The 23,622-nt window shown below is 63.2% G+C and carries 28 protein-coding genes and 2 pseudogenes; 8 read left to right on the forward strand and 22 right to left on the reverse strand.

Annotated elements, in window-relative coordinates; all coding sequences use genetic code 11:
- Positions 1-24: 24 nt before the first annotated feature.
- The 12 genes and pseudogenes from rnhA to coxB form a co-directional block, all read right to left on the reverse strand.
- A complete protein-coding gene (gene rnhA, locus AC1D1N_RS16360) occupies positions 25-570 on the reverse strand; it encodes a ribonuclease HI (protein ID WP_112563900.1) in 546 nt (181 codons plus the stop codon).
- Complete coding sequence (locus tag AC1D1N_RS16365) at positions 567-1,529, reverse strand: homoserine kinase (protein ID WP_112563898.1); 963 nt, start codon at positions 1,527-1,529, stop codon at positions 567-569. Before AC1D1N_RS16365 ends, rnhA begins: the two co-directional genes overlap by 4 nt.
- Positions 1,530-1,536: 7 nt before the next feature.
- Entirely contained in the window at positions 1,537-2,547 is a 1,011-nt protein-coding gene (gene ispH / locus AC1D1N_RS16370; protein WP_436258878.1) for a 4-hydroxy-3-methylbut-2-enyl diphosphate reductase, read from the reverse strand.
- Positions 2,548-2,615: 68 nt separating this feature from the next.
- On the reverse strand, positions 2,616-3,371 hold the full coding sequence (locus AC1D1N_RS16375) for an SURF1 family protein (RefSeq protein ID WP_477349732.1): 756 nt from the start codon (positions 3,369-3,371) through the stop codon (positions 2,616-2,618).
- Positions 3,368-3,754, reverse strand: a complete 387-nt coding sequence (locus AC1D1N_RS16380; protein WP_352560062.1) for a DUF983 domain-containing protein — start codon at positions 3,752-3,754, stop codon at positions 3,368-3,370. Before AC1D1N_RS16380 ends, AC1D1N_RS16375 begins: the two co-directional genes overlap by 4 nt.
- Positions 3,755-3,776: 22 nt before the next feature.
- Positions 3,777-3,908 (reverse strand): annotated as a pseudogene (locus tag AC1D1N_RS16385) (L,D-transpeptidase family protein); the annotation flags it as partial.
- Between the two features lie 93 nt (positions 3,909-4,001).
- Positions 4,002-4,883 (reverse strand): cytochrome c oxidase subunit 3, encoded by an 882-nt coding sequence (locus AC1D1N_RS16390; RefSeq protein ID WP_142866750.1) that lies wholly within the window; start codon positions 4,881-4,883, stop codon positions 4,002-4,004.
- Between the two features lies 1 nt (position 4,884).
- Positions 4,885-5,511 carry a cytochrome c oxidase assembly protein gene (locus AC1D1N_RS16395; RefSeq protein ID WP_436258875.1) on the reverse strand — a complete coding sequence of 209 codons (627 nt, stop codon included), beginning with the start codon at positions 5,509-5,511 and terminating at the stop codon, positions 4,885-4,887.
- Between the two features lie 8 nt (positions 5,512-5,519).
- Entirely contained in the window at positions 5,520-5,675 is a 156-nt protein-coding gene (locus AC1D1N_RS16400; RefSeq protein WP_436262094.1) for a hypothetical protein, read from the reverse strand.
- Between the two features lie 2 nt (positions 5,676-5,677).
- Positions 5,678-6,622, reverse strand: coding sequence for a heme o synthase (locus AC1D1N_RS16405; protein ID WP_477349734.1), 945 nt, complete (start codon positions 6,620-6,622; stop codon positions 5,678-5,680).
- Positions 6,623-6,692: 70 nt separating this feature from the next.
- Positions 6,693-8,345, reverse strand: a complete 1,653-nt coding sequence (ctaD, locus tag AC1D1N_RS16410; RefSeq protein WP_112563886.1) for a cytochrome c oxidase subunit I — start codon at positions 8,343-8,345, stop codon at positions 6,693-6,695.
- Between the two features lie 38 nt (positions 8,346-8,383).
- Positions 8,384-9,238 (reverse strand): cytochrome c oxidase subunit II, encoded by an 855-nt coding sequence (coxB, locus tag AC1D1N_RS16415; protein WP_477349736.1) that lies wholly within the window; start codon positions 9,236-9,238, stop codon positions 8,384-8,386.
- Between the two features lie 406 nt (positions 9,239-9,644).
- Here coxB and AC1D1N_RS16420 point away from each other — a divergent pair, with 406 nt between their 5' ends.
- From AC1D1N_RS16420 to AC1D1N_RS16445, 6 genes are all read left to right on the forward strand, one after another.
- Positions 9,645-10,193 carry an invasion associated locus B family protein gene (locus AC1D1N_RS16420; protein ID WP_112563882.1) on the forward strand — a complete coding sequence of 183 codons (549 nt, stop codon included), beginning with the start codon at positions 9,645-9,647 and terminating at the stop codon, positions 10,191-10,193.
- Positions 10,194-10,195: 2 nt separating this feature from the next.
- Positions 10,196-10,663, forward strand: coding sequence for a YbjN domain-containing protein (locus AC1D1N_RS16425; RefSeq protein ID WP_112563880.1), 468 nt, complete (start codon positions 10,196-10,198; stop codon positions 10,661-10,663).
- Positions 10,664-10,771: 108 nt separating this feature from the next.
- Complete coding sequence (tldD, locus tag AC1D1N_RS16430) at positions 10,772-12,184, forward strand: metalloprotease TldD (protein ID WP_436258871.1); 1,413 nt, start codon at positions 10,772-10,774, stop codon at positions 12,182-12,184.
- Between the two features lie 75 nt (positions 12,185-12,259).
- Positions 12,260-12,535: an AbrB/MazE/SpoVT family DNA-binding domain-containing protein gene (locus tag AC1D1N_RS16435; protein ID WP_142866757.1), complete on the forward strand. Its 276-nt coding sequence runs from the start codon at positions 12,260-12,262 to the stop codon at positions 12,533-12,535.
- Positions 12,522-12,911: a type II toxin-antitoxin system VapC family toxin gene (locus AC1D1N_RS16440; RefSeq protein WP_436258870.1), complete on the forward strand. Its 390-nt coding sequence runs from the start codon at positions 12,522-12,524 to the stop codon at positions 12,909-12,911. Before AC1D1N_RS16435 ends, AC1D1N_RS16440 begins: the two co-directional genes overlap by 14 nt.
- Before the next feature lie 190 nt (positions 12,912-13,101).
- Positions 13,102-13,755, forward strand: coding sequence for a transglutaminase-like cysteine peptidase (locus AC1D1N_RS16445; RefSeq protein WP_436258869.1), 654 nt, complete (start codon positions 13,102-13,104; stop codon positions 13,753-13,755).
- A gap of 7 nt (positions 13,756-13,762) precedes the next feature.
- Here the strand turns inward: AC1D1N_RS16445 and AC1D1N_RS16450 are convergent, their stop codons facing one another.
- Together AC1D1N_RS16450 and AC1D1N_RS16455 are read right to left on the reverse strand one after the other, a co-directional pair.
- The gene (locus AC1D1N_RS16450) at positions 13,763-14,998 is read right to left on the reverse strand and encodes a class I SAM-dependent RNA methyltransferase (protein WP_477349739.1); all 1,236 of its coding nucleotides are present in this window, start codon (positions 14,996-14,998) and stop codon (positions 13,763-13,765) included.
- Positions 14,995-15,759, reverse strand: coding sequence for a TlyA family RNA methyltransferase (locus AC1D1N_RS16455; protein ID WP_477349741.1), 765 nt, complete (start codon positions 15,757-15,759; stop codon positions 14,995-14,997). The genes AC1D1N_RS16450 and AC1D1N_RS16455 overlap by 4 nt, the downstream gene beginning before the upstream one ends.
- Before the next feature lie 278 nt (positions 15,760-16,037).
- On the opposite strand from AC1D1N_RS16455, the gene AC1D1N_RS16460 reads away from it, so the two are divergent.
- On the forward strand, positions 16,038-16,451 hold the full coding sequence (locus AC1D1N_RS16460; RefSeq protein ID WP_477349743.1) for a GFA family protein: 414 nt from the start codon (positions 16,038-16,040) through the stop codon (positions 16,449-16,451).
- A 43-nt stretch (positions 16,452-16,494) separates the two neighbouring features.
- A pseudogene (locus AC1D1N_RS16465) lies at positions 16,495-16,894 on the forward strand (GFA family protein).
- Here the strand turns inward: AC1D1N_RS16465 and AC1D1N_RS16470 are convergent.
- The 8 genes from AC1D1N_RS16470 to AC1D1N_RS16505 all read right to left on the reverse strand — a co-directional run bounded on the left by AC1D1N_RS16470 (position 16,891) and on the right by AC1D1N_RS16505 (position 23,584).
- Positions 16,891-17,175, reverse strand: coding sequence for a hypothetical protein (locus AC1D1N_RS16470; RefSeq protein ID WP_112563868.1), 285 nt, complete (start codon positions 17,173-17,175; stop codon positions 16,891-16,893). The pseudogene AC1D1N_RS16465 and the gene AC1D1N_RS16470 overlap by 4 nt on opposite strands.
- A gap of 209 nt (positions 17,176-17,384) precedes the next feature.
- Complete coding sequence (dxs, locus tag AC1D1N_RS16475; RefSeq protein ID WP_477349746.1) at positions 17,385-19,298, reverse strand: 1-deoxy-D-xylulose-5-phosphate synthase; 1,914 nt, start codon at positions 19,296-19,298, stop codon at positions 17,385-17,387.
- 109 nt (positions 19,299-19,407) lie between these two features.
- On the reverse strand, positions 19,408-20,328 hold the full coding sequence (locus AC1D1N_RS16480) for a pirin family protein (RefSeq protein WP_477349748.1): 921 nt from the start codon (positions 20,326-20,328) through the stop codon (positions 19,408-19,410).
- Between the two features lie 10 nt (positions 20,329-20,338).
- Positions 20,339-20,605 carry a DUF2277 domain-containing protein gene (locus AC1D1N_RS16485; RefSeq protein WP_112563862.1) on the reverse strand — a complete coding sequence of 89 codons (267 nt, stop codon included), beginning with the start codon at positions 20,603-20,605 and terminating at the stop codon, positions 20,339-20,341.
- Positions 20,606-20,650: 45 nt separating this feature from the next.
- Positions 20,651-20,902, reverse strand: coding sequence for an exodeoxyribonuclease VII small subunit (locus AC1D1N_RS16490; RefSeq protein ID WP_142866766.1), 252 nt, complete (start codon positions 20,900-20,902; stop codon positions 20,651-20,653).
- 3 nt (positions 20,903-20,905) lie between these two features.
- Positions 20,906-21,832, reverse strand: a complete 927-nt coding sequence (locus tag AC1D1N_RS16495; protein WP_477349750.1) for a histone deacetylase family protein — start codon at positions 21,830-21,832, stop codon at positions 20,906-20,908.
- A 71-nt stretch (positions 21,833-21,903) separates the two neighbouring features.
- Entirely contained in the window at positions 21,904-22,881 is a 978-nt protein-coding gene (locus tag AC1D1N_RS16500; protein ID WP_477349752.1) for a hypothetical protein, read from the reverse strand.
- 94 nt (positions 22,882-22,975) lie between these two features.
- Positions 22,976-23,584: a TetR/AcrR family transcriptional regulator gene (locus AC1D1N_RS16505; protein ID WP_112563854.1), complete on the reverse strand. Its 609-nt coding sequence runs from the start codon at positions 23,582-23,584 to the stop codon at positions 22,976-22,978.
- Positions 23,585-23,622 lie beyond the last annotated feature (38 nt).

A 23,622-nucleotide genomic window follows, 5' to 3' on the forward strand; every position in this document is an offset into this window, starting at 1 on the left:
GGTTTCCTGCCGGGAAGCCTAAACTCAATAGCTCTGGGTCGAGCGCCGCGCTCTTGGGGTCGCCGGCTGCTTGGCCGGCGCGGCCGGCTTCAGCGCGGCTGCAGGCTTCGGGGTTGCAGATGCGGCCGAGCCCTTCTTGAACGGCGCCATGCCTTCCCTCGCGAGTTCGTCGGCGCGTTCGTTCTCGGTGTGGCCGGCATGGCCCTTGACCCAGTTCCAGGTCACCTTGTGACGCCGGTTGGCCTCGTCCAGCGCCTGCCAGAGCTCACCGTTCTTGACCGGCTTCTTGTCGGCGGTCTTCCAGCCGTTCTTCTTCCAGCCATGGATCCACTTCGAGATGCCGTCCATGACATATTTGCTGTCGGTGTGAAGCTCGACGGCGCACGGCTCCTTCAGCGCATTCAGCGCCGAAATGGCGGCCAGCAGTTCCATGCGGTTGTTGGTGGTCTCAGCCTCGCCGCCCGACAATTCCTTGGTCTTGCCGTTGAAGCGCAGGATGGCGCCCCAGCCGCCGGGACCGGGATTGCCCGAGCAGGCGCCGTCGGTGAAGATTTCAACCTGCTTGGTCATGTCAGTCCATATTCCGAAGGTGACCTGATGGCGCGGTGGAAGCGCATGCGGCGGATATATTCGGTCGGATCGCGCTTCATGACCAGCCCGCCATCGGGAACGGTCAGCCAGTCATAGAGCCGGGTCAGCATGAAGCGCAGCGCCGAGCCGCGCGCCAGCATCGGCAGCGCCGCCTTCTCACCGTCGCTCAAGGGCCGCACGCTCTGATAGCCGGCCAGCAGCGCCGTGCCCTTGGTCAGATTGAAGGAGAAATCCTTCTCGAAACACCAGGCGTTGAGGCAGGTGGCGACGTCATAGGCGTAGAGGTCGTTGCAGGCGAAATAGAAGTCGATCAGGCCCGACAGTTTTTCGCCGAGGAAGAAGACATTGTCCGGGAACAGGTCGGCATGGATGATGCCCGCCGGCAGGCCCTGCGGCCAATGGCGTTCGAGATCGGTGAAATCGGCGTCGACCTCGGCGGCCAGTCCCGGCTCGACCTCATCGGCGCGCTCGCGTGAGGCGTTCCAGAGCTTGCGCCAGCCGTCGATGGCCAGCGCGTTGTCGCGGGTCATCGCAAAATCCTGGCCGGCGAGATGGAGCGCGGCCAGTGCCTTGCCGACTTCGCCGCAATGCGCCGCTGTCGGCCGCCGCAGCGACAGGCCTTCGAGGAAGGTGATGATGACCGCCGGGCGGCCGGCCAGCGTGCCGATGACAGTGCCGTCATGCGCGGTTACCGGCAGCGGGCAGGAAATGCCTTTGCGGGCGAGATGCCCCATCAGACCGAGGAAGAACGGCAGGTCGGCCTTGTCGACGCGCTTTTCGTAGAGCGTGAGGATGTAGGAGCCGCTCGAGGTGTGCAGCAGAAAATTCGAATTCTCGGTGCCTTCGGCAATGCCCTTGTAGGACAAGAGTTCGCCGACCGGATAAGCCCTGAGGAACGCGCCAAGATCGCCCTCGTTGACATCGGTGTAGACCGCCATGGGCTGTTCACGCGGCTCCGTTGACGAAGGCCATATCGGCCCGCGTCAGTTCGACATCGCGCAGAACCCGCATGACTGGAAAATCCTCCGTTTCGGTCGCGGTGATCGCAAGATCAATGGTCACCTCGAAGCGCTGGCGGAAAGCGTCGATGATCTCGTCGACGATGATCTCCGGCGCCGACGCGCCGGCCGACAGGCCGAGCGTCGAAATGTCAGTGATGTCATTCCACGGAATTTCGGAAGCGCGCTGTACGAGAAGCGACATGGTGGCGCCGGCGCGCTCCGCCACTTCGACAAGTCGGCGCGAATTGGAAGAATTCGGCGCGCCGACAATCAGATAGAGATCGGCGCCGGCGGCGGTGTCCTTGACCGCTTCCTGGCGGTTGGTGGTGGCGTAGCAAATCGATTCGGCGGCCGGCGCATGCAATTGCGGGAAGCGCTCCTGCAGCGCCCGGATGATGCCGGCGGTGTCTTCGACCGACAGCGTCGTCTGGGTGACGAAGCCGAGCGCCTCAGGGTTGGCCGGCGCAAAGGTAGCGGCGTCGGCTTCTGTCTCGATCAGCGTCACGGCGCCTTCCGCCAGCTGGCCCATCGTGCCGATCACCTCCGGGTGCCCGGCATGGCCGATCAGAAGCACATGGCGGCCGAGCCGCTGGTGGCGCATCGCCTGCTTGTGCACCTTCGACACCAGCGGACAGGTGGCGTCGAGATAGAAGAGTTCGCGCGCCTGGGCGTCGGCCGGCACCGATTTCGGCACGCCATGGGCCGAAAACACCACAGGCGACTTGCGATGCTCGGGCGGGATCTCCGACAGTTCCTCGATGAATACCGCGCCGAGGCTTTGCAGGCCTTCGACGACATAGCGGTTATGCACGATCTCGTGGCGGACATAGACCGGCGCGCCGTATTTCTTCAGCGCCAGCACGACGATCTGGATGGCGCGGTCGACGCCGGCGCAAAAGCCGCGCGGCTGGCAGAGCCGGATCGTCAGAGGAGGCTTGGTCTTGGTGTGAAGCATCTAATCCGGGCCGGTTGTTCAGAGGCGAAATGAGGTGTGCACCCCTGCCCTGTCAAGGGTGATAGGGATCATTCCGGCTTTGCCGGGCGGCGCAACCTGATGATCAGAACCGCGGCAAGGGCGGCGGCAAGGCCATACCAGGTGAACGCATATTGCAAATGCGAGTTCGGCAGATCGATGATGGTGATGCCGCCGACCGGCAGCCCACCGGGGTTCGGCGTCTTGTCGGCGTCGATGAAGATCGGCACCAGCACGGCACTCGCGGGCAGGCCGGCGCTTGCCGCCATGACGTCGCGGTCCTTCCAGTAGAAGGTGTTCTTGGCCACATCATTGTCGGGCAGCATCATCGACGGCTTTGCCGGCAGCGGATTGCGCGCCAAGCCGGTGACCGTCACCTTGCCCGTCACCTGCCCTTGCGGGCGTCTGGCGGCGTCCTTGAGATCGTAGGGCACAAAGCCGCGGTTGATCAGCACGAAGCGGCCATCGTCGAGCGCCAGCGGCGTGTAGACATTGAAGCCGGCGTCACCGTCCCAGGTGGCGTAGAAATGCCGCTCGCCGGAATGCAGGAAGGTCCCGCTGACGGTGACCGGCGTGTAGTCGACATCGCCGGTGGCGGCGAATTCCTTCTCGACGTCCGCCAGTGACCGCGCCGCCGAGTGGGTGCGCTGGTCGATGGTCGCCAGCAGCCCTTCCTTCCAGTGCAGGCGCTGCACCTGCCAGGTGCCTAGCCCCAGCAGGATGACGAACAGCACCAGGCCGAGGCCGAGCAGCAACGCCGTCTTCGGCCGCGAACGGCCGGTGGTTTTGGCCAGCGCCTCGCTCATTGCTCGTGGTCCAGCCGGCCTTCAGCAGCCTTGTTGGTGTATTGTAGCGTCAGTAGCACGCCCTTGATCAGCCTCAGCGCCGTCAGACACAGCGCCACCGCCAGCGGTATCCAGATGATGAAATGCAGCCAGAGCGGCGGGCTCAGCGTCACTTCCACCCACAGCGCCAGCCCAACGATGATGAAGCCCATGATCAGGATGACGAACACGGCCGGGCCATCGCCGGCATCGGCATAGGAATAATCGAGGCCGCAATTCATGCAGCGCTTGCCGACGGTCAGGAAGCCGGAGAACAGCCGCCCTTCGCCGCAACGCGGACACCGGCCGTGCAGGCCGGCCGAAATCGGCTCGATGGGTGGCCAGATCGCCCTATCTTCACTCATGGATAGTGTCTTCGCTCATGTTCTACGGCTCAATTTCGATCGGCGTTCCATCCGGCACCATAGCCCAGATTTCATCCATGTCGGAGTCGGTAACCCCAATGCCGCCATCGGTCCAGTCGACCAATTGAAGCAGCCAGCCCAGCCAGCCGAAGCCGTAGGCCATGATGGGCGCCAAAAAGAAGAAAGGCGGCCGCATTGCCGCGGCCGCCTTTCTGATTCCTTGGGGTTGATTCCCCGATGAAAGCCGTCAGTGGCCTTCGATCAGCGCGCCGGCCGATCCCCAGACATAGATCGCGCTGAACAGGAACAGCCAGACCACGTCGACGAAGTGCCAGTACCAGGCAGCCGCCTCGAAGCCGAAATGCTGCTTCGGCGTGAAGTCACCCTTCATGGCACGGATCAGGCAGACCAGCAGGAAGATGGTGCCGATGATCACATGGAAGCCGTGGAAGCCGGTCGCCATGAAGAAGGTGGCGCCATAGATGGAATCCTTGAAGCCGAACGGCGCGTGAATGTACTCGTAAGCCTGCACCATGGTGAACAGCATGCCGAGGCCGACGGTCAGCACCAGGCCGTTGATCAGGCCTTTGCGGTCGCCATGGATCAGCGAGTGGTGCGCCCAGGTCACCGTCGTGCCTGACAAAAGCAGGATGATGGTGTTGTAAAGCGGCAGATGGAAGGGATCGAGGACCTCGAGACCCTTCGGCGGCCAGACGCCGCCGGTAAAGGCGGTGCGGGCATATTGCTGCACCTCGCCCGGAAACAGGCTGGCATCGAAATAAGCCCAGAACCAGGCGACGAAGAACATCACTTCCGAAGCGATGAACATGATCATGCCGTAGCGCAGATGCAGCGACACGACACGCGTGTGATGCCCTTCATGCGCTTCCTTGATCGTGTCCGACCACCAGGCGAACATGGTGTAGAGGACGATGACCAAGCCGATGAAGAACAGCCACGGATTGGCGATGTTGTGGCCGAAGACCGGGAAATCGCCATTCTTGAGATACTGCATCAGGGCAACGCCGCCAACGGCGGTGACCAGCGCGCCGATGGAGCCCAGGAAGGGCCACGGGCTCGGGTTGACGAGATGGTAGTCGTGTTGTGGTTTTGCGTGCGCGTCTGCCATATCAACCCCCGAGATTTGCTTCGGTATCTGAAACTTTGGTGGTGCTGTCCGGCGCCGATGAAGCGACCGGTTTGTTCTTTTCGACCGGGAACATGGTGTAGGACAGGGTGATCGTCTTCAAGTCCTTCAGTTCCGGCACGTTGACGATGTCTGGATCCACATAGAACACGACCGGCATGTCCAGCGCCTCGCCGGGCTTCAGTGTCGTGTCGGTGAAGCAGAAACACTCGACCTTGTTGAAGTAAGGGCCTGCCAGCTCCGGCTGCACGTTGAAGGTGGCGCGGCCGGTGACGGCGCGGTCGAACTTGTTGGTGGCGCTGTAATGTGCCTGCGTGGTCTCGCCGATCTTGATGGTGACCGAGCGGGCGACCGGCTGGAACTGCCAGGGAATGCCATTGGTGTTGGCGTCGAAGCGCACGGTGATGTCGCGGTCGAGGATACGGCCGGCATATTGCTTCTCGGCGCGCTGCGTGGTGCCGCCATAGCCGGTGGCCTGGCAGAACATCTTGTAGAGCGGCACCGCGGCGTAGGCCATGCCGATCATACCGCCGAAGAAGGCGACGCAGACGGCGGCGACAACGCGGTTGGTGTTTTTCTTTTTGGGATCGGTCATGGTCTGGCGGGTCATCGTCGGCCTCACATCGATCCGGTATGGCCGAATTTGACGATGGTGATGACGTAGAAAACGACGACCAGCGCCGCCAGCGCCAGGCCGATCGCGGCCGAACGGTTGCGGCGCGCTTTCTGCTGGCGGTCGGTCAGCGTGACCAGTTCAAGCTTCTTGTCGATCATGGTCATGCTCCACCGATGGCCAGAGCGCGACCGACGACACAGTCGGCCAGATAGATGGCGAAGATCGCAAACAAATAGAGCAGCGAATAGGCAAACAGCGCCTTGGCCGGCTTCATGACGCGGTCGTCATCGGTCATACGCAGCACTTTCCAGGCATACCAGACAAAGCCGGCGCCGAGCGCCAGCGAAGCGATGCCGTAGCCCGCGGTGGTGAAACCGAGCACCCAGGGCAGCACGCCGATCGGTGCGAGGATCAGGGCATAGGCAAAAATCTGGCGGCGGGTCGAGGCCTGGCCAGCGACATTGGGCATCATCGGGATGCCGGCCTTGGCGTAGTCATCGGACTTGAACAGCGCCAGCGCCCAGAAATGCGGCGGCGTCCACAGGAAGATGATCAGGAACAGGACGAGGCTTTCGAAGCTGACCGTTCCGGTTACCGCCGCCCAGCCGATCACCGGCGGAATGGCGCCGGCGGCACCGCCAATGACGATGTTCTGCGGCGTCGAGCGCTTCAGCCACATCGTATAGACGACGGCGTAGAAGAAGATGGTGAAAGCGAGCAGCGCCGCCGACAGCCAGTTGACCAGCACGCCAAGCGTCATCACCGACAGCGCCGACAGCACAAGGCCGAAACTCAGGGCTTCACCAGGGAGGATGCGGCCGGACGGGACCGGGCGGCCGGCGGTCCGGCTCATCACGGCATCGATGTCGGCGTCGTACCACATGTTGAGCGCGCCCGAGGCGCCGGCGCCAATGGCGATCGCCAGGATTGCGACCATCGCTATCAGCGGGTTGACGGTCACGGGCGCCGCCACCATGCCGACAAAGGCCGTGAACACCACCAGCGACATGACGCGCGGCTTCAAGAGGGCGAAAAAGTCACCCGCCGTGGCTTCCGAAATTCGAAAGCCCGCTTCGTCAATCAATGGGTCGTCGACCAGGGCCATGCGTAGTTGAGTCCAATCATTCCGTTGGCCGAAACCGCCGGCGGGCCGGCGGTTTCGTATTCGGGCTGCCTTACTTGATCTTCGGCAGCTGTTCCCACTGGTGGAAGGGCGGCGGCGAAGGCAGCTGCCATTCGAGCGTCGTTGCACCCTCGCCCCATGGATTGGCGCCGGCCACCCGCTTCTTCTGGAACGCTTCGAAGACGCCATAGAGGAAGATCACCACGCCGACGGCCGAGATATAGGAACCGTAGGACGACACCATGTTCCAGCCGGCAAACGCGTCGGGATAGTCGATGGTGCGGCGCGGCATGCCGGCGAGGCCGAGGAAATGCTGCGGGAAGAAGATCAGGTTGACGCCGACGAAGGTGACCCAGAAGTGGGTGTTGGCGATCACCGGCGAGTACATGTAACCGGTCATCTTCGGGAACCAGTAGTACCAGCCGGCGAAGATGGCGAACACCGCGCCCAGCGAAAGCACGTAGTGGAAGTGAGCGATGACGAAATAGGTGTCATGCAGCGAGCGGTCGAGGCCGGCATTGGCGAGCTGGACGCCGGTGACGCCGCCGACCGTGAACAGGAAGATGAAGCCGAGCGCCCACAGCATCGGCGTCTTGAACGAGATCGACCCACCCCACATCGTCGCGATCCAGGAGAAGATCTTCACGCCTGTCGGCACCGCGATGACCATGGTGGCGAAGACGAAGTAGCGCTGCGTGTCGAGCGACAGGCCGGTCGTGTACATGTGGTGCGCCCAGACGATGAAGCCGACGGCGCCGATCGCGACCATGGCGTAGGCCATGCCGAGATAACCGAACACCGGCTTCTTCGAGAAGGTCGAGACGATGTGGCTGATGATGCCGAAGCCCGGCAGGATCAGGATGTAGACTTCAGGATGGCCGAAGAACCAGAACAGGTGCTGGAACAGCAGCGGGTCGCCGCCGCCATCCGGGGTGAAGAAGGTGGTGCCGAAATTGCGGTCGGTGAGCAACATGGTGATGCCGCCGGCCAGAACCGGAAGCGACAACAGCAGCAGGAAGGCGGTGACCAGCACCGACCAGGCAAACAGCGGCATCTTGTGCAGCGTCATGCCCGGCGCGCGCATGTTGAAGATGGTGGTGATGAAGTTGATGGCGCCGAGGATCGACGAGGCGCCGGCAATATGGATCGACAGGATCGCCAGATCCATGGCCGGTCCGGGCTGGCCGGAGGTCGACAGCGGCGGATAGAGCGTCCAGCCGCCGCCAACGCCGTAGGCGCCGGGCGCGCTCGGCATGAAGGCCGAGGCGATGAGCAGGATGAAGGCCGGCGGCAGCAGCCAGAACGAGATGTTGTTCATGCGCGGGAAGGCCATGTCCGGCGCGCCGATCATAATCGGCACCATCCAGTTGGCGAAGCCGCCGATCAGCGCCGGCATGACCATGAAGAAGATCATGATCAGCGCGTGCGCGGTGCCGAAGGCGTTGTACATGGTCTTGCCGCCGTCGATGGCGGCATCGCCGTTCATGCCGTAGACCATCTGCGCCAGGCCGGTGAAGATCTGGATGCCCGGCTCTTGCAGCTCCATGCGGATGACGACCGAAAGCGCCCCGCCGACGATGCCCGCGAAGATCGCGAAGATCAGATAGAGCGTGCCGATATCCTTGTGGTTGGTGGAGTACACCCACCGGACCCAGCCATGATAGGGCTTGTGGTCGTGGTCGTCGTGAGCTGCAGCTTCTGCCATGGTCGGCTCCGTTCCCTAATTCTTGCTAACCCGCGGCATCAATTGCCGGCGGCCGCTACCTTGTTGGTACCGTCGACCTCGGCCATCAGCGCCTTGTTGGCGCCGGGAAGGTCGGTCTTGGCTGCTGCCAGCCAGGTCTTGTACTGCGCGTCGGAGACGACGCGGATGGCAATCGGCATGAAGGCGTGGTCCTTGCCGCAGAGCTGCGAGCACTGGCCGTAATAGAGGCCTTCCTTCTCCGCCTTGAACCAGGTCTCGTTGGTGCGGCCGGGAACCGCGTCCATCTTGATGCCGAAGGCCGGCATGGCGAAGGAGTGGATGACGTCGGTCGCGGTGACCAGGACACGGGTCATGGTGTTGACCGGCACCACCAGCTCATTATCGACCGCCAGGAGACGCGGATAGACCTTGCGGTCTTCCTTGCCGATCGCGGCGCGATCGGCATCCTGAAGGATGGCCGAGTTGAAGGAGAGCGTGTTCTCGGTCTGATACTCATAGTCCCAGTTCCACTGATTGCCCGTCGCCTTGACGGTCAGCTTGGCCTCTTCCGGCGGCGTGTACTGCGCGGTCAGGAGTTGGAACGAGGGAATGGCGATGAACAGCAGGACGACGACCGGCCCGACAGTCCAGATAATCTCGATCAGCGTGTTGTGGCTGGTCCTGGACGGAACCGGGTTCGCGCTGGCGCGGAACCTGAAGATGCACCAGGCAAGCAGAGCCAGAACCAGCACGGTGATCGGGACGACGAACCACATCGTGTAGTTCCCGAACCACTCGATCTGCCGCATCATGTCGGTCGCCGGCGGCTGAAAACTCATCTCCCATGGCTGCGGCTGAGCCGCATGAGCGGAGGCACCGGCGAAAAATGCGGTGGCAGCAGCTGCTGTTGCCATCAATTTGGCGCTTGTTGGGAATTTTCTCATCGCCGTCTTCATCTCCCGGTTCCCTGCCGTCGTGGCGCAGGAATATCGTACATCGCCGGGATGGGAATCCCGGACAGTCCCAAGGCTGGTTCAAACCATACTCTATTTCCCTCCGCAAGAAAGGAGCGGGCAAAACCGTGCGGCATTTTTGCGCGCAAGCGCGAGCGCACCGTTTCAACGGCCTCGCGGCTTGCGCGGATCGTCGACAGATGGGCTATGCGGGCTTGTGGCCGGAATGCGCCCGACGGTCGCAATTCGGGCGAATTTGCTAGGGAAAAGCGCATTATTGCGCTTGCCGGGGCTGACCGGCAGTCGCCCTATCCTTTACTTGGCCTTGGCGCGGCTTAAAGTGCCGTGATTCGCTAATGGAGCCGTCATGACCTCTTGGCTTTCGAGAAACTCCTGGCTTTCGAGAAGCGGGGCGAAGGTCATCGTTCTCGCCGCCCTGATCGGTATCGGCTCGTCCGCAACCGGCACTGCCAATGCAGCGCAGCCGAGCGGCACGGTCAAGTCGACGCATGGTGCATGGTCGATCATCTGCGACACGCCGGCCGGCGCCACCTCGGAACAGTGCGTGATGATGCAAAACGTCGTCGCCGAGGATCGCCCGGAAATGGGACTTTCGGTCGTGGTGCTGCGCACCGCCGACAACAAGGCCGAGATCCTGCGCGTGCTGGCGCCGCTCGGCGTGCTGCTGCCCAACGGGCTCGGCCTCAATGTCGACGGCAAGGATATCGGCCGCGCCTATTTCGTGCGCTGCTTCCAGGATGGCTGCTATGCCGAGGTCATTCTTGAAAAGCCGCTGCTCGACACGCTGAAGACCGGGACGTCGGCCACCTTCATCGTCTTCCAGACGCCGGAAGAGGGGATCGGCATCCCCGTCGACCTCAAAGGCTTCGCCGACGGTTTTGCCGCCCTGCCCTGATCATGCGCTCTTTTTCTCTGCTTCTGTCGACCGGTCTGATCCTGACCGGCGCCGTTTCCGTCGCCTTTGCCGAGGATGCCGAAATCATCACGGCGCCCGATCCGGCGGTCATTCTCGAGATTGCGAAGGGCTATGGCTCGGCCAAGATGGACAAGGACGACGGCGGCGATCCGATGGTCTCCGGCCGGCTTCAGGGCATGAAATATGTGATCTATTTCTACGGTTGCGAAAACCATGAGAGGTGCAAGTCGATCCAGTTCTCGTCGGGCTATACGGATGCCTTCACGATCGACCAGGCCAATGAATGGAACAAGAAATATCGCTGGGTGAAGGCCTTTTCCGGTGACGGGTCGAACTTCAAGATGGATGTCATGTTCAGGGGCGGGGTTACCCGCTCCTACCTTGAGGAGCAGTTCTCGAACTGGGATTCCATGACCAGCGACATCAAAGAGTTCGTGAACGAGAAGTAGGGCCTGAGCGCTCCACGGTCCGGCTGCGGATCGTCATTGCGGATTGTGCAGGCGCGTCTTCGCGCCTACATCGTGGCAACAACCATTCCTCCTGTGAACGGACCTGCCATGAACAGCCTGATCGGCCAATTCGACATTTCAGACGATCGCATCAAGCGGATCGTTGCCGACACCCTTAACGGCGCCGATGACGGCGAGCTATTCCTCGAATACAGCGAGAGCGAAGCGCTGATGTTCGACAACGGCAGACTGAAGACCGCCAATTTCAACACCGACCAGGGTTTTGGCCTGCGCGCGGTGGCCGGCGAGGCCAGCGGCTACGCCCATTCCAGCGATCTTTCCGAAGCCTCGCTGCTGCGCGCGGCGGACGCCGTCTCAACCGTCAAGGGCGGCTATTCCGGCACGCTTGCCGCCGCACCCGCGCGCACCAACCGCCATCTCTACGGCGACGAGAACCCGATCCCCTCGCCTTCCTTCGAGGTCAAGGCCAAGCTGTTGCAGGAGATCGACGCCTGGCTGCGGGCCGAGGATCCGCGCGTGCGCCAGGTGACGGCCTCGCTCGCCGCGTCCTGGCAGCATGTCGAGATCGTCCGCGCCGACGGCCAGATGGTGCGCGATATCCGCCCGCTGGTCCGTATCAACGTCTCCGTCGTGGTCGGCGATGGCGACCGCCAGGAAAGCGGCTCTTACGGCATGGGCGGGCGCAAGGCGTTCGGCGAGTTCCTGGTCGAGGACAGTTGGAAGCATGCGGCACGAGAGGCGCTCAGGCAGGCGCTGGTCAATCTCGAAGCCATCCCGGCGCCGGCCGGCACGTTCGACATCGTATTGTCCAGCGGCTGGCCGGGCGTCATGCTGCACGAGGCAGTCGGCCACGGGCTGGAAGGCGATTTCAACCGCAAGAAGACGTCGGCCTTCGCCGGCCTGCTCGGCCAGCAGGTGGCGGCCAAGGGCGTCACCGTCGTCGATGACGGCACCATGCCCGAGCGGCGCGGCTCGCTCACCGTCGATGATGAAGGCACGCCGTCGGCCCGCAACGTGCTGATCGAGGACGGCAGACTGGTCGGGTACATGCAGGACCGCCAGAACGCCCGGCTGATGGGCATGAAGGCGACCGGCAACGGCCGGCGCGAAGGCTATGCGCACCAGCCGATGCCGCGCATGACCAACACCTACATGACGTCGGGCGACATGGAGCCGGACGAGATCATCGCCTCGGTCAAGAACGGCATCTACGCCGTCTCCTTCGGCGGCGGCCAGGTCGACATCACCTCGGGCAAGTTCGTGTTCGGCTGCACCGAGGCCTACATGATCGAGAACGGCAAGGTGACGCAGCCGATCAAGGGCGCCATGCTGATCGGCAACGGGCCGGACGCCATGCACCGCGTGTCGATGATCGGCAACGACATGAAGCTCGACAACGGCATCGGCATGTGCGGCAAGGCCGGCCAGGGCGTGCCGGTCGGCGTCGGCCAGCCGCATCTCAGGATGAACCAGATGACGGTGGGCGGCACCAGGGTTTGAGGTGCCAATCCGCCAGGCTTGAATAGCTGACGCAATAAGAATATCTTACCTTTGTCTTACACAAAGGCGTGCGCGATGGCTGCTACAGAAAAACTTACAACGACCGTCTCCACCAAGGGACAGGTAATCCTGCCCAGCGCGATCCGGAAGCGCAAAGATTGGGGTGCGGGCACACGCCTGCAGGTCGAAGATACGCCGGACGGAGTGCTTTTGAAATTGGCGCCGGCCTTTGCCCCGACGCGACCAGAAGATGTCTTCGGTGTCCTACCGCACAGTGGCAGGCCGAAGACTCTGGAGGAGATGGACGCGGCCGTCCTTGCGGAAGCGCGGCGGCGCAATGCTCGCGATTGATACCAACGTTATCATCAGGTATTTGACGAACGACGATCCGGAGCAGTCCCCGCGAGCCCGGCGGCTGATCGATGGTCAACCCGTCTTTGTCGCCGTCACGGTAGTCCTGGAGGCCGAATGGGTGCTGCGCAGTGCCTATGGCTATGGCCAAGCCGCGATCGTGGGCGCGCTGCGACGGTTCGGCGGGTTGCCCACGGTTGAACTGGAAGACGCTGCGATTGTCTCCTCTGCGCTCGATCTGTCCGAAGCGGGAATGGATTTTGCAGATGCGCTGCATCTGGGGAAAGCAGCTCATTGTGCTGGCTTTGCAACCTTTGACCGCAGTTTCCTGAAGGCTGCAAAGGCGGCCGGACATGATGGCGTGCAGGAAGCATAGCAAAGAGGCGCGCCGGTAGCGGCCTGCCGCTCGACGTCACCCTGAATGCGCCGGCTGTTTCCCAACTTCAAATCTCAGTCGGCACCTTGAAGCGAACACAATTCACATTAGGAAATTAGTAACTGTTGAACTGCCTGGGCGGCCGTTTGCGCACAAACGCCGTACCCAGCTTCTCATTGCGGTGTTGGTGATGGCAATGCGGCCCGGCGTCCTAGCTCTCCTCCTTGGCTTCGTTTCGTTGATTGGCGCGACAGCGCTGCAAGCCGGTCCGGCGGCGGCACAATCGACATGGTTCAAGGCGCGGTCGACGCAACCTGCCGCCGCCGTGGGCGGAAGCACCAGCGTCCCCTACGGTTGGGTCGATTTCTGCCATCGCCGGCCAAAGGAGTGCAAGGTCCCCGCTTTGCCGGCCGCCGACGTCAAGCTGACCGCGCAGAAGCTGAGCATCCTCAAGCGGGTCAATCAGAAGGCGAACAGGTCCATCAAGCCCATCAGCAATTTCGATCACTGGGGCACGATGGAGGACCACTGGGACTATCCTGTGGACGGCAAGGGCGACTGCAAGATCTACGCGCTCTACAAGCGCAAGCTTCTTCTGCAGGCAGGTTTCCCCCGGCAGGCGCTGCTGATGACGGTGGTGCGCGACCTCAACAATGAAGGCCACACCATCCTGACGGTGAAGACCGACAAGGGCGATCTTGTCCTGGACAATCTGGTCGATGAGATCAGGCCCTGGAACGCGACCGGCTATTACTTCCTGAAACGCCAGTCGCAGCAGAACCCAAATACATGGGTGTCGATCAACCAACGCGGCGGCACGCCGAAACGGATGTCGCCAAGCTAGGCTGCGGCTACCGCCGTCTCTTTGGCTTCTCCAGCAGCGCCACCGCCTCGACATGCGGCGACCAGAGGAACTGGTCGATCGGCGTGACGCTTTTCAGCATGTAGCCGCCATCCATGAGGATGCGTAAATCCCGGGCCAGCGTCACCGGGTTGCAGGAGACGGCGGCGACGAACGGCACGTCGGAGCGAGCGATCTGCTTCGACTGGTCTTCGGCGCCGGCGCGCGGCGGGTCGAAGACGACACCGTCGAAGGCGTTCAGTTCCTTGAACGTCAGCGGGCGCCGGAACAGGTCGCGGCGCTCGCCGGTTACCCGCTTCAGGCCCGTGGCGAAGCGTGAGCCGCGGTCGAGCGCCGAAAGGGCGGCTGCGTCGCCTTCGACCGCATGGACCTCGGATTTCGCCGCCAGCCGAAGCGCAAAGCTGCCGCAGCCGGCGAAGAGATCCGCGACTTTCTTGGCGCGTTTCAGATGTCCGCCAACGATATCGGCCATCGCCTGTTCGGCGGCTCCGGTTGCCTGCAGGAAGGCGCCGGGCGGCACGGCGACAGCGACGGTGCCGAACATGATCACCGGCTTTTTCGGCTCGATGACGATCTCGTCGTCGATCGAAAGCCGGGCAAATCCATTGGCCATGATGAAGTTGGAGGCAACCCGGCGCTGGTTCTCCCCCAGCTTGCCTGACTCATAGACCGCGACGTCGAGGCCCGAACCCGTCACCGTGACCGCCATGCGGAACGACTTGGTGGTGGCGCAAACCAGGTCGGCAACCGATCGCAAGCGATCGAGTGCCGCGACGATCTCCGGCAGCGAGATCGGGCATTCCTCGATGGGGATGATTTCCGGCGACAGATGGCGATGGAAGCCAAGCAGCATACCGGTGTCGGCGCGCCGGGCGGCAAGCACGACGCGGCGGCGTGTGTGTGGTGCACACGGCACCAAGGCGCCGATGTCGCCAGCAATGCCCTTCAAGGCATGCACTACCTTGTCGCGTTTCCACTGGTGGTAGGCGTCGGCTTGCAGATGCTGGACGGCGCAGCCGCCGCATTCTGTGAAATGCCGGCAGGCCGGGTCGATACGCAGCGGCGAGGCTTCCAGCACCGCCATCAGGGTGGCGCGATCCCTTTCGCGCGCCGCGGTGACAGTTTCGCCCGGCAGCGTGAAGGGAATGAACAGCTCGCCGGTTTCCGTCTCGGCGACGCCATCGCCTTGCGAGCCCAATCTCTTGATGGTGAAGCGCGTGCTCATCGGTCCTTGATCCCACCGAGCAGGAATTCGCGGTTGCCGTCGCCGCCTTCAATCGGCGACATGTGCAGACCCAATGTACGCCAGCCAGGGACGCCTTCGAGCCATTCCTGCAGCAGGCCGGCAACGCGGGCGGCGTCATAGGGGTCTTTCAGCAGGCCACCCTTGCCGATCGCCTCGCGGCCGGCCTCGAATTGCGGCTTGACCAGAAACACCGCACGCGCTCCCGGCCTGGCGATGGCAAGCGCCGGCGGCATCGCCAGTTTCAGCGAAATGAAGCTGACGTCGGAAACGATGAAATCCGGGATACGGCCGCCGAGATCAGCGGCCGTGAGCTCGCGGGCGTTCAAGCCCTCGATCACGGTGACGCGCGGGTCGGACGAGACATCGGGATGCATCTGGCCGTGGCCGACATCGATTGCCGTAACGTGGACCGCACCGCGCTCGAGCAGCACTTGGGTGAAGCCGCCGGTCGAGGCGCCGATATCAAGGGCTTCCGAGCCCGAGGGATCAAGAATGAAATGGTCGAGCCCGGCAATCAGCTTCAGCGCCGCGCGCGAGACATAGCCTTGCGCGGGATCGTCGATGACGATGAGGCATTGCGGCAGGACGGTCTGGCCGGGCTTGCGGGCGACCACGCCGTCGACCGTCACGGTTCCGCGCTCGACCGCGTCGCGGGCGCGCGAGCGGCTTGCAAACAGGCCGCGCTGGACGAGCAATTCGTCGAGCCGCTGGCGTGTGCTGGCTGGCAGAGGGGAGTTCATCGGCCTTCATGGCGAAAGCCGGTCACGAAGGCAAGGACATTGGGTGAGCGGGACACTGGAACCGGAGACGCAGATCAGTCCACCGGTTGAATATCGCAGCAAGTCCGGCAAGATGGCCGGGGCGCTCACGCAATGCTGAGGAACACCAATGCTGACGGGAACCTGGCATTTGCGGCTCCGCCCGCTGGACGTTTGAAGGCGACCCCTAACGACGCTTCATACAATGCCCTGTGGGCACGTTTAAAACCACCGTCATTGTAATACAAGGAGACTAAGCCATGGCCAAGAAGTACACTGCGAAGTGCGCCTGCGGCGCCGTCAAGTTCGAGTTTGATACCGATCCCACTTTCATTGCAGTTTGTCACTGCCTCGACTGCAAGAAGGCTTCCGGCGGCGAAGCTGCGACGTTTTTCGCAGTGCCAGAGGATGATTTCACGCTGATCAGCGGCAAACCGAAAGCGTTTCACTATATCGCCAATTCGGGCAACGGGCTCGACCGGAATTACTGCCCGGAATGCGCGGCGCGGGTATTCACGGACAATCTCGACGGCTTCCCCGGCACGGTGTTCGTCCAGCTCGGAAGTCTCGACCGCCCCGAGTTGATCGCCCCGAAACTCGAGATGTTCACCAGGCGTCGTCTCGGATGGGTAAAGCCACTTGACCTCCCCCAGTTCGAGAACATGCCCAGCTGAAGGATGCCCAGGCGGATGGACGAGGCAATGCCGAGGAGGCCGAATGCTGAAGGGAACCTGCCATTGCGGCGCCGCTCACTGGACGCTCGAGGGCGACCCCGGCCCGATCACCGCTTGCAACTGCACGCCTTGCCGCCGCTACGGCACGCTGTGGGCCTATGATTTTGTTGACGAGCGCATCCGCGTTGCGGGACCTCTGCGTTCCTATGCGCGCGCTGGGAAAACGAACCCTCGCTCGAAATCCTGTTCTGCCCGACCTGTGCCTGCGTGCTTGCGTGGCGCGGCCTGCGCACCGGTTCCAGGGGGCGCACGCGGATCGCCGTCAATGTCAGGCTGGCGCCGCCGGAGGCGGTCGCCGACCTGCCGATCGGTCATTTCGTCGGGCTGGACACTTTGACGATCTGCCGCGCGATGGGCGCTGCGTGCGCGACATGTGGTTCTAGAAAATGGTGCGCGAAACCTCACGCTCGACGGCGGGCGTCAGCCCGTCACCGGCGTCGCCGGAAGCCTGCTTGGGCGAGCTCTCGACGGGCGCAGCCGGTACGTCCGGCACGACGACGAGCTGCGGCACCTGCTTGTAGGAAAAGCCGCCCCTGATGTTGCCCATCTTGCCGGCGACGATCTCGACCACCGCCTGTTCGAGCTTGCGGTCGTAGCGGGTTTCGGCCACGGCCGGCGCGGCGATGACAGCCAAAAGGGCCGCGCCGCACAGAAGCGTTCGCATTGTTTTTTAACTCCCTGCCTTGGTCGAGTTTTAGCAGGGCGGCGTTGAAAAACGGCCAAAAGACACGGTAAGCGAAACGCCAAACAGAAGCGTTAACAGAGCGTTACGGCTAGAGCGCTTGACGCAATTCCGGACGGAAAACCGCTTCACACTTTTCCTGGAATTGCTTTAGAAGCCGGCAAACCGCTTCAAAGGCGTGAGATTTTGATTCAGGCGCGTTGCGCGCGAGCGGAATGGCCAAGCGCAACGAACACGGTGCGCACGATGCCGGCGGCGTCTAGCCCGGCGTCTGCATACATTTTCTCCGGCTTGGCATGGTCGGTGAACTCGTCCGGCAGCACCAGCGGCCGCACTTTCAGGCCGCTTTCCAGCAGGCCTTCATGGGCGAGGAACTGCAGCACATGGCTGGCGAACCCGCCGACAGCGCCCTCTTCCACCGTCACCAGCACTTCGTGCGAACGGGCGAGACGGCGGATCAGATCCTCATCGAGCGGCTTGGCGAAACGGGCGTCCACAACCGTCGTCGAAAGTCCGGCAGCACCTAGTTCCTCGGCCGCCAGCAGGCAATCCTGCAGCCTGGTGCCGAAGGACAGGAGCGCCACCTTGGTGCCTTCCCTGACGATGCGGCCCTTGCCGATTTCGAGCACCGAGCCACGCTCCGGCATGTCGACGCCGACACCGTTGCCACGCGGATAACGGAAGGCAATGGGGCCTTCGTCGTAATAGGCGGCGGTGCGCACCATGTGGCGAAGCTCCGCCTCATCGGCGGCCGCCATCACCACAAAGCCCGGCAGCGTCGCCAGGAAGGTGGTGTCGAAGGCGCCGCAATGGGTGGCGCCGTCGGCGCCGACGAAACCGGCGCGGTCGATCGGGAAACGCACCGGCAGTTTCTGGATCGCCACGTCGTGGACGACTTGGTCATAGGCGCGCTGCAGGAAGGTCGAATAGATGGCGGCGAAGGGTTTGTAGCCTTCGGTGGCGAGGCCGGCGGCAAAGGTCACCGCATGTTGCTCGGCGATGCCGACATCGAAGGTCCGGGCGGGAAACGCCTCGCCGAACAGGTCGAGGCCGGTGCCGCTCGGCATGGCGGCGGTGACGGCGACGATGCGGTCGTCGGCGTGCGCTTCCTGGATCAGGCTTTCGGCGAACACCTTGGTGTAGGCCGGCGCGTTGGCCGGCGCCTTGGTCTGCGCGCCGGTGATGACGTCGAACTTGTTGACGCCATGATATTTGTCGGGCGCGGCCTCGGCCGGGCCGTAACCCTTGCCCTTCTGAGTCACGACATGGATCAGCACCGGGCCGTCGGCATTGTCGCGGACATTCTTCAAGACCGGGATCAGATGTTCGAGATTGTGCCCGTCGATCGGCCCGATATGGTAGAAGCCAAGCTCCTCGAACAGCGTGCCGCCGGTGACGTAGCCGCGCGCATGTTCGACCGCCCGCGTGATGGCGCGATCGGCGCGCTTGCCGAGATAGGAGGTCAGTTTCTTGCCGAAATCGCGCAGGCCGAGATAGGTCTTCCCTGAGGCGAGCCGCGCCAGATAGGCGCTCATGGCGCCGGTCGGCGGGGCGATCGACATGTCGTTGTCGTTGAGGATGACGATCAGGCGGGCATCGAGCGCGCCGGCATTGTTCAACGCTTCAAATGCCATGCCGGCCGACATGGCGCCATCGCCGATGACGGCAATGACATTGTTGTGGCCGCCCGAGAGGTCGCGCGCCATGGCCATGCCGAGGCCGGCGGAAATCGAGGTCGAGGAATGCGCGGCGCCGAACGGGTCGTATTCGCTCTCAGTGCGCCGGGTGAAGCCGGACAGGCCGCCCTCCTGGCGCAGCGTGCGGATGCGGTCGCGGCGGCCGGTCAGGATCTTGTGCGGGTAGGCCTGGTGGCCGACATCCCAGATCACCCGGTCTTCCGGCGTGTTGAAAACATAGTGCAGCGCCACGGTCAGTTCGACGACACCGAGGCCGGCGCCGAGATGCCCGCCCGTATGCGAGACGGCATCGATCAGCTCGGCACGCAGCTCCAAGGCCAGCTGCGGCAGCTCGCTTTCGTCAAGCTTCTTCAGGTCGGCTGGAATGCGGACCTTGTCGAGAAGCGGCGTGTGCAGCGTTGCGTTCACTGTTTAGGAGCCTGCCCAGCTATTTTCGTTCATGCGCGTTGATCATGGGCGAAATATGCCTCCGCCCGCAGAATGTAAATGCGTGTCAGTGACGCGGGTGAAGCTGGCGTTAATTGTCCGGTAACGGAATGAACTCTTCCTCATCTCCAGGAACGATATCGAAGCGGCCCGTCTTCCATTCCTGTTTGGCCTGTTCGATACGCTCCTTCGACGACGAGACGAAGTTCCACCAGATATGGCGCGGGGAGCCGAGCGAGGCGCCGCCGAAGAGCATGAAATGAGCGCCGCGTTCGGATGAGACGACCAGTTCGTCGCCGGGCCGGAACACCAGCAGACGCTCGGCCGGAAAGCGGTCCCCCGATATCGAGACATCGCCGTCCAGCGTGTAGATGGCGCGTTCCTCGGCGTCGGCGGGAATTTTCACACTGGCGCCGGGCGCCAGGCGCAGATCGGCGTAGAGCGTCTCGGTGTCGGCTCTTACCGGCGAGCGCAAACCCTGGAAATCGCCGATCACCACGCGACCGCTGACGCCTTCGGCGTCGATTTCGGGCAGATGCAGCGCCGCGGTGTTCTCGAACACCGGCGCCACCTCCTCCTTGCCGTCGGGCAGCGCCAGCCAGGTCTGCAGGCCGGAGACCGACATCGGCGCGCCGCGCAGTTCTTCGGGCGTGCGCTCGGAATGAACGATGCCGCGGCCGGCCGTCATCAAATTCACGTCGCCGGGCTGGATGACCATCTCGGTGCCGAGCGAGTCGCGGTGCCTGATCTTGCCGTCGAACAGATAGGTGACGGTGGAAAGCCCGATATGCGGGTGCGGCCGGACATCGAGCGCCTGGCCGGCGCGCAATATGGCCGGACCCATGCGATCGAAGAAGATGAAGGGACCGACCAGGCGCCGCCTTGCCGTCGGCAGAGCGCGGCGAACCTGAAAACCGTCAATGTCCTTGGCGTTCGGAATGACCATCAGCTCAATCTGGTCGCTGGCGAAGGCGTCACCAGGCTCAGGGTCCCGGCCGGGGAAAAAACTCATCTGGATATCCTCAGGCGAAGCGCAGCGCCGATTTGGCTTTTGCCTTGGCCGCCACCTCTTCGCGATTGCGCGGGTGATGGTTGGTTTCGAGCGAATGCAGCAATTCATGCGCCGATTCAGCGATCGCCTCGACGGCGCGGTCGAAGGCGGCCTGATTGCGCTGCGAAGGGCGCGTCGTTCCGCTCAATTTGCGCACGAACTGAAGGGCGGCGTCGCGGATCTCGTCATGGGTTGCCGGCGGATCGAAATTGAACAGGGTCTTGATGTTTCTGCACATGCTTGAACTCCTTACCTGCTTTCTCTGCCCGCCCCGCTTGACAAATTACTCCGCGTCGAGCGGCTCGGTTCCCACCGGCTTGCCGTCACGCGACAGCCTGATCTTCTCGACCTTGTCTTCGGCCGACTTCAGCAGCCGGTCGCAATGGGCCTTCAGCGCCTCGCCGCGTTCATAGATCCTGATCGACTGATCGAGCGGCACGTCGCCGCGTTCGAGATCATCGACGATCTTTTCGAGCGCGTCGAGTGCCTGCTCGAAGCTCATCGCCTTGACGTCTTCGTTTGCTTCGCCAGCCATACTCTATCCCTTCATCAGCCGCCCGACATGGGCGGCGACCGAAAATGCCAATCCCTGCAGATCGTAGCCGCCCTCGAGCAGGCTGACGAGCCGGTTGCCGCTGTGGCGCCCCGCGCGTTCCAGCAACTGGCCGGTCGCCCAGTCGAAATCGTCCTCGCTGAGGTTGATCTCGGCCAGCGGGTCGCGATGGTGGGCGTCGAAACCGGCGGAAATGATGATCAAATCGGGCGCGAAATTGTCGAGCGCCGGCAGGACGCGCGACAGCAAGGCATCGCGGAACATGTCTGAGCCGGTCTGTGGCGCCAGCGGCGCGTTGACGATGTTGCCGGCGCCGGTTTCGGTCTTGGCGCCCGTGCCAGGATAGAGCGGCATCTGGTGCGTCGAGCAGTAAAGCACCGACGGATCGTCCCAGAAAATGTCCTGCGTGCCGTTGCCGTGGTGCACATCCCAGTCGACGATGGCGACGCGTTCGGCGCCATGTTTCTTCTGCGCATAGCGCGCCGCGATCGCCGCGGTGTTGAACAGGCAAAAGCCCATGGCGGTGGTCTTTTCGGCGTGGTGGCCGGGCGGTCGGGCGGCGACGAAGGCGTTGGCGACACGACCCTCGAAGACGTCGTCGACGGCGGCATTGGCCGCACCGATGGCGGTGACCACCGCTTGCCAACTTTTCGGGCTGGCGCTGGTGTCGGCGTCGATCGGGGCAATGCCACTCTCGGGGATCGCGGCGCGGACGCGGGCGACGAAATCCTCGGGGTGGGCATAGAGAATGGTGGCCTCGTCGCCTTGCGGCGCCGTGACCCGGTCGAGCGCCGCAAAGGCCTCGTCGTCGAGCACGCGCTCGATGGCGCGCAAGCGGTCGGGTCGCTCCGGATGACCGGGCGGCGTCAGATGTTCGAGGAAGATCGGATGGGTGTAGAGCCTTGTGACCATGACCCGATATAGGCGCGCCCGGCCGCTTTGACCATGGTTTGACGCCGCGCCGCCCCGACGTTCAACAGGGTTTAGGTGCTCGGCTGCGTCCAGCGCGAGCCGCCGAAGGAGGCCAGCGCCTTGTCCCTGAGCTCCCGGAACTTGGACGACGCCTCGGCCAGCCGCTGGTCCCATTCGGCGTTCGGCACCTGGCCTTCAATGGTCTTGAAATAGACCTGCATCAGGCAGGCGATGGCGAAGGGTTCGATGAATGCCGCCTTGAAGGCCCAGGCCAGCAGGATCGCCAGCACGAAGGCCCAGCCGCCGAGCTGCCCCGGAATGAACCACATGATGGCGGCGGCCGGCGCCAGCATCAGCAGGAAGATGACGAAGGACACGCTCCACATGATCACCGCCAGCCAGACGGCGTTCTTGACCATGGTCTTGCCGTTCTGGGCATAGAGCACGACGCCTTGCCGCGCCGTCTCGAAGGGCGAGGACGAGTTGATGCGGATGTTGTAGCCGAGGATGATCTCGTCGACATAGGTCAGCGACAGGCGGATGACCGTGTTGATGAAAGCGACCAGGCCGCCGAGGCCCGGAATGGGCAGGAAAGCGGCGATGCCGCCGATCAGGCCGGTGATGGCGCGGATGGCGCCCTTGACCAGCTGGTCGAGCACGAAAAGGATGTTGGCCTCGGCGAAACGCTCCTCCACCACATCCCTGGCGTAGGCGATCTGGTCCTGGCCATTGGGAACGTCGCGACCGTCGATCAAATGGACCATGACGGCGATATGCCCGGCCTTGACGACATAGAGGATGTATTCGCGGATCCAGTAGAGCGCGATCGAAACGACGCCAATGCCGACGATGCCGCCCCAGAGCGCAAAGGAAAGCGGGCCGTCGGGATCGGTGGAGATATGGCCGACGCCGTAGCCGACGGAGGCGCCGCTGCCGGTCGCCACGATATAGGCCAGTGTGATGCCGAAATAGACGATCATGCGAAAGACGATGAACGGCCATGTCCTGATCATGATGGACACCGACCTGCCGATATCAAAGTCCCACATGCGCCCGAATCTCCCCTCAGAGATGGCTGGGGAGGATGAGCCTGCGCCGAAAATTGTCAATCTCGGCAAATGCCGGGTATCGGCCGGTGAGATTTCAGACCGGCTGCGAATCCTGCTTTTTCAGCAGCCCTTCTAGCAGCTGTTTGAAGGCCGCCACCACGGTCTTCGACGTCGCTTCGGGGTCGTTCGAATTAGCGATCCGCTGCGCTGCCTGGCTGCTGGCGCCGTTGATCAGGCGCGCGGCGGTTTCGGGGTCGACGCCGGGGACGACCACCCCCTCCTGCTGCAGACTGGTCAGATGATCGGTCATTGAACCGACGCAGGCATTGGCATTCGGCCATTGCGCCGGATCCCCCAGCACGGCCGGGCCATCCCTGAACATGATGCGCTGGATTTCGGGCTCCAGCGCCATTTCGATATAGGTCGTGCATTCGTCGACGAAATGCTGCCAGCGGGTCGGCGCTTTCGACGCGATCTCATTTATGCGAACCGCCATCTCGCCGTCGATTTCGGCGATGACCGCCTGCAGCAGTCCCCTCTTGTCGCCGAAATGATGGTAGAGCGCGCCGCGCGTCAGCCCGGCCGAGGCGGTGAAGTCGTCCATCGACGCCTCGGCATAGCCGATCGTGCCGAAGGCATGGCGGGCCGCCGTGATCAGCTTGGCGCGCGTCTCGGCGATCATCTCCTTGCGGGGTCTGTGCATGGTTCTGGCCTTACTCACATACGCATCGTATGCCAATT

It is taken from the genome of Mesorhizobium sp. P2_B5 (assembly GCF_056404775.1).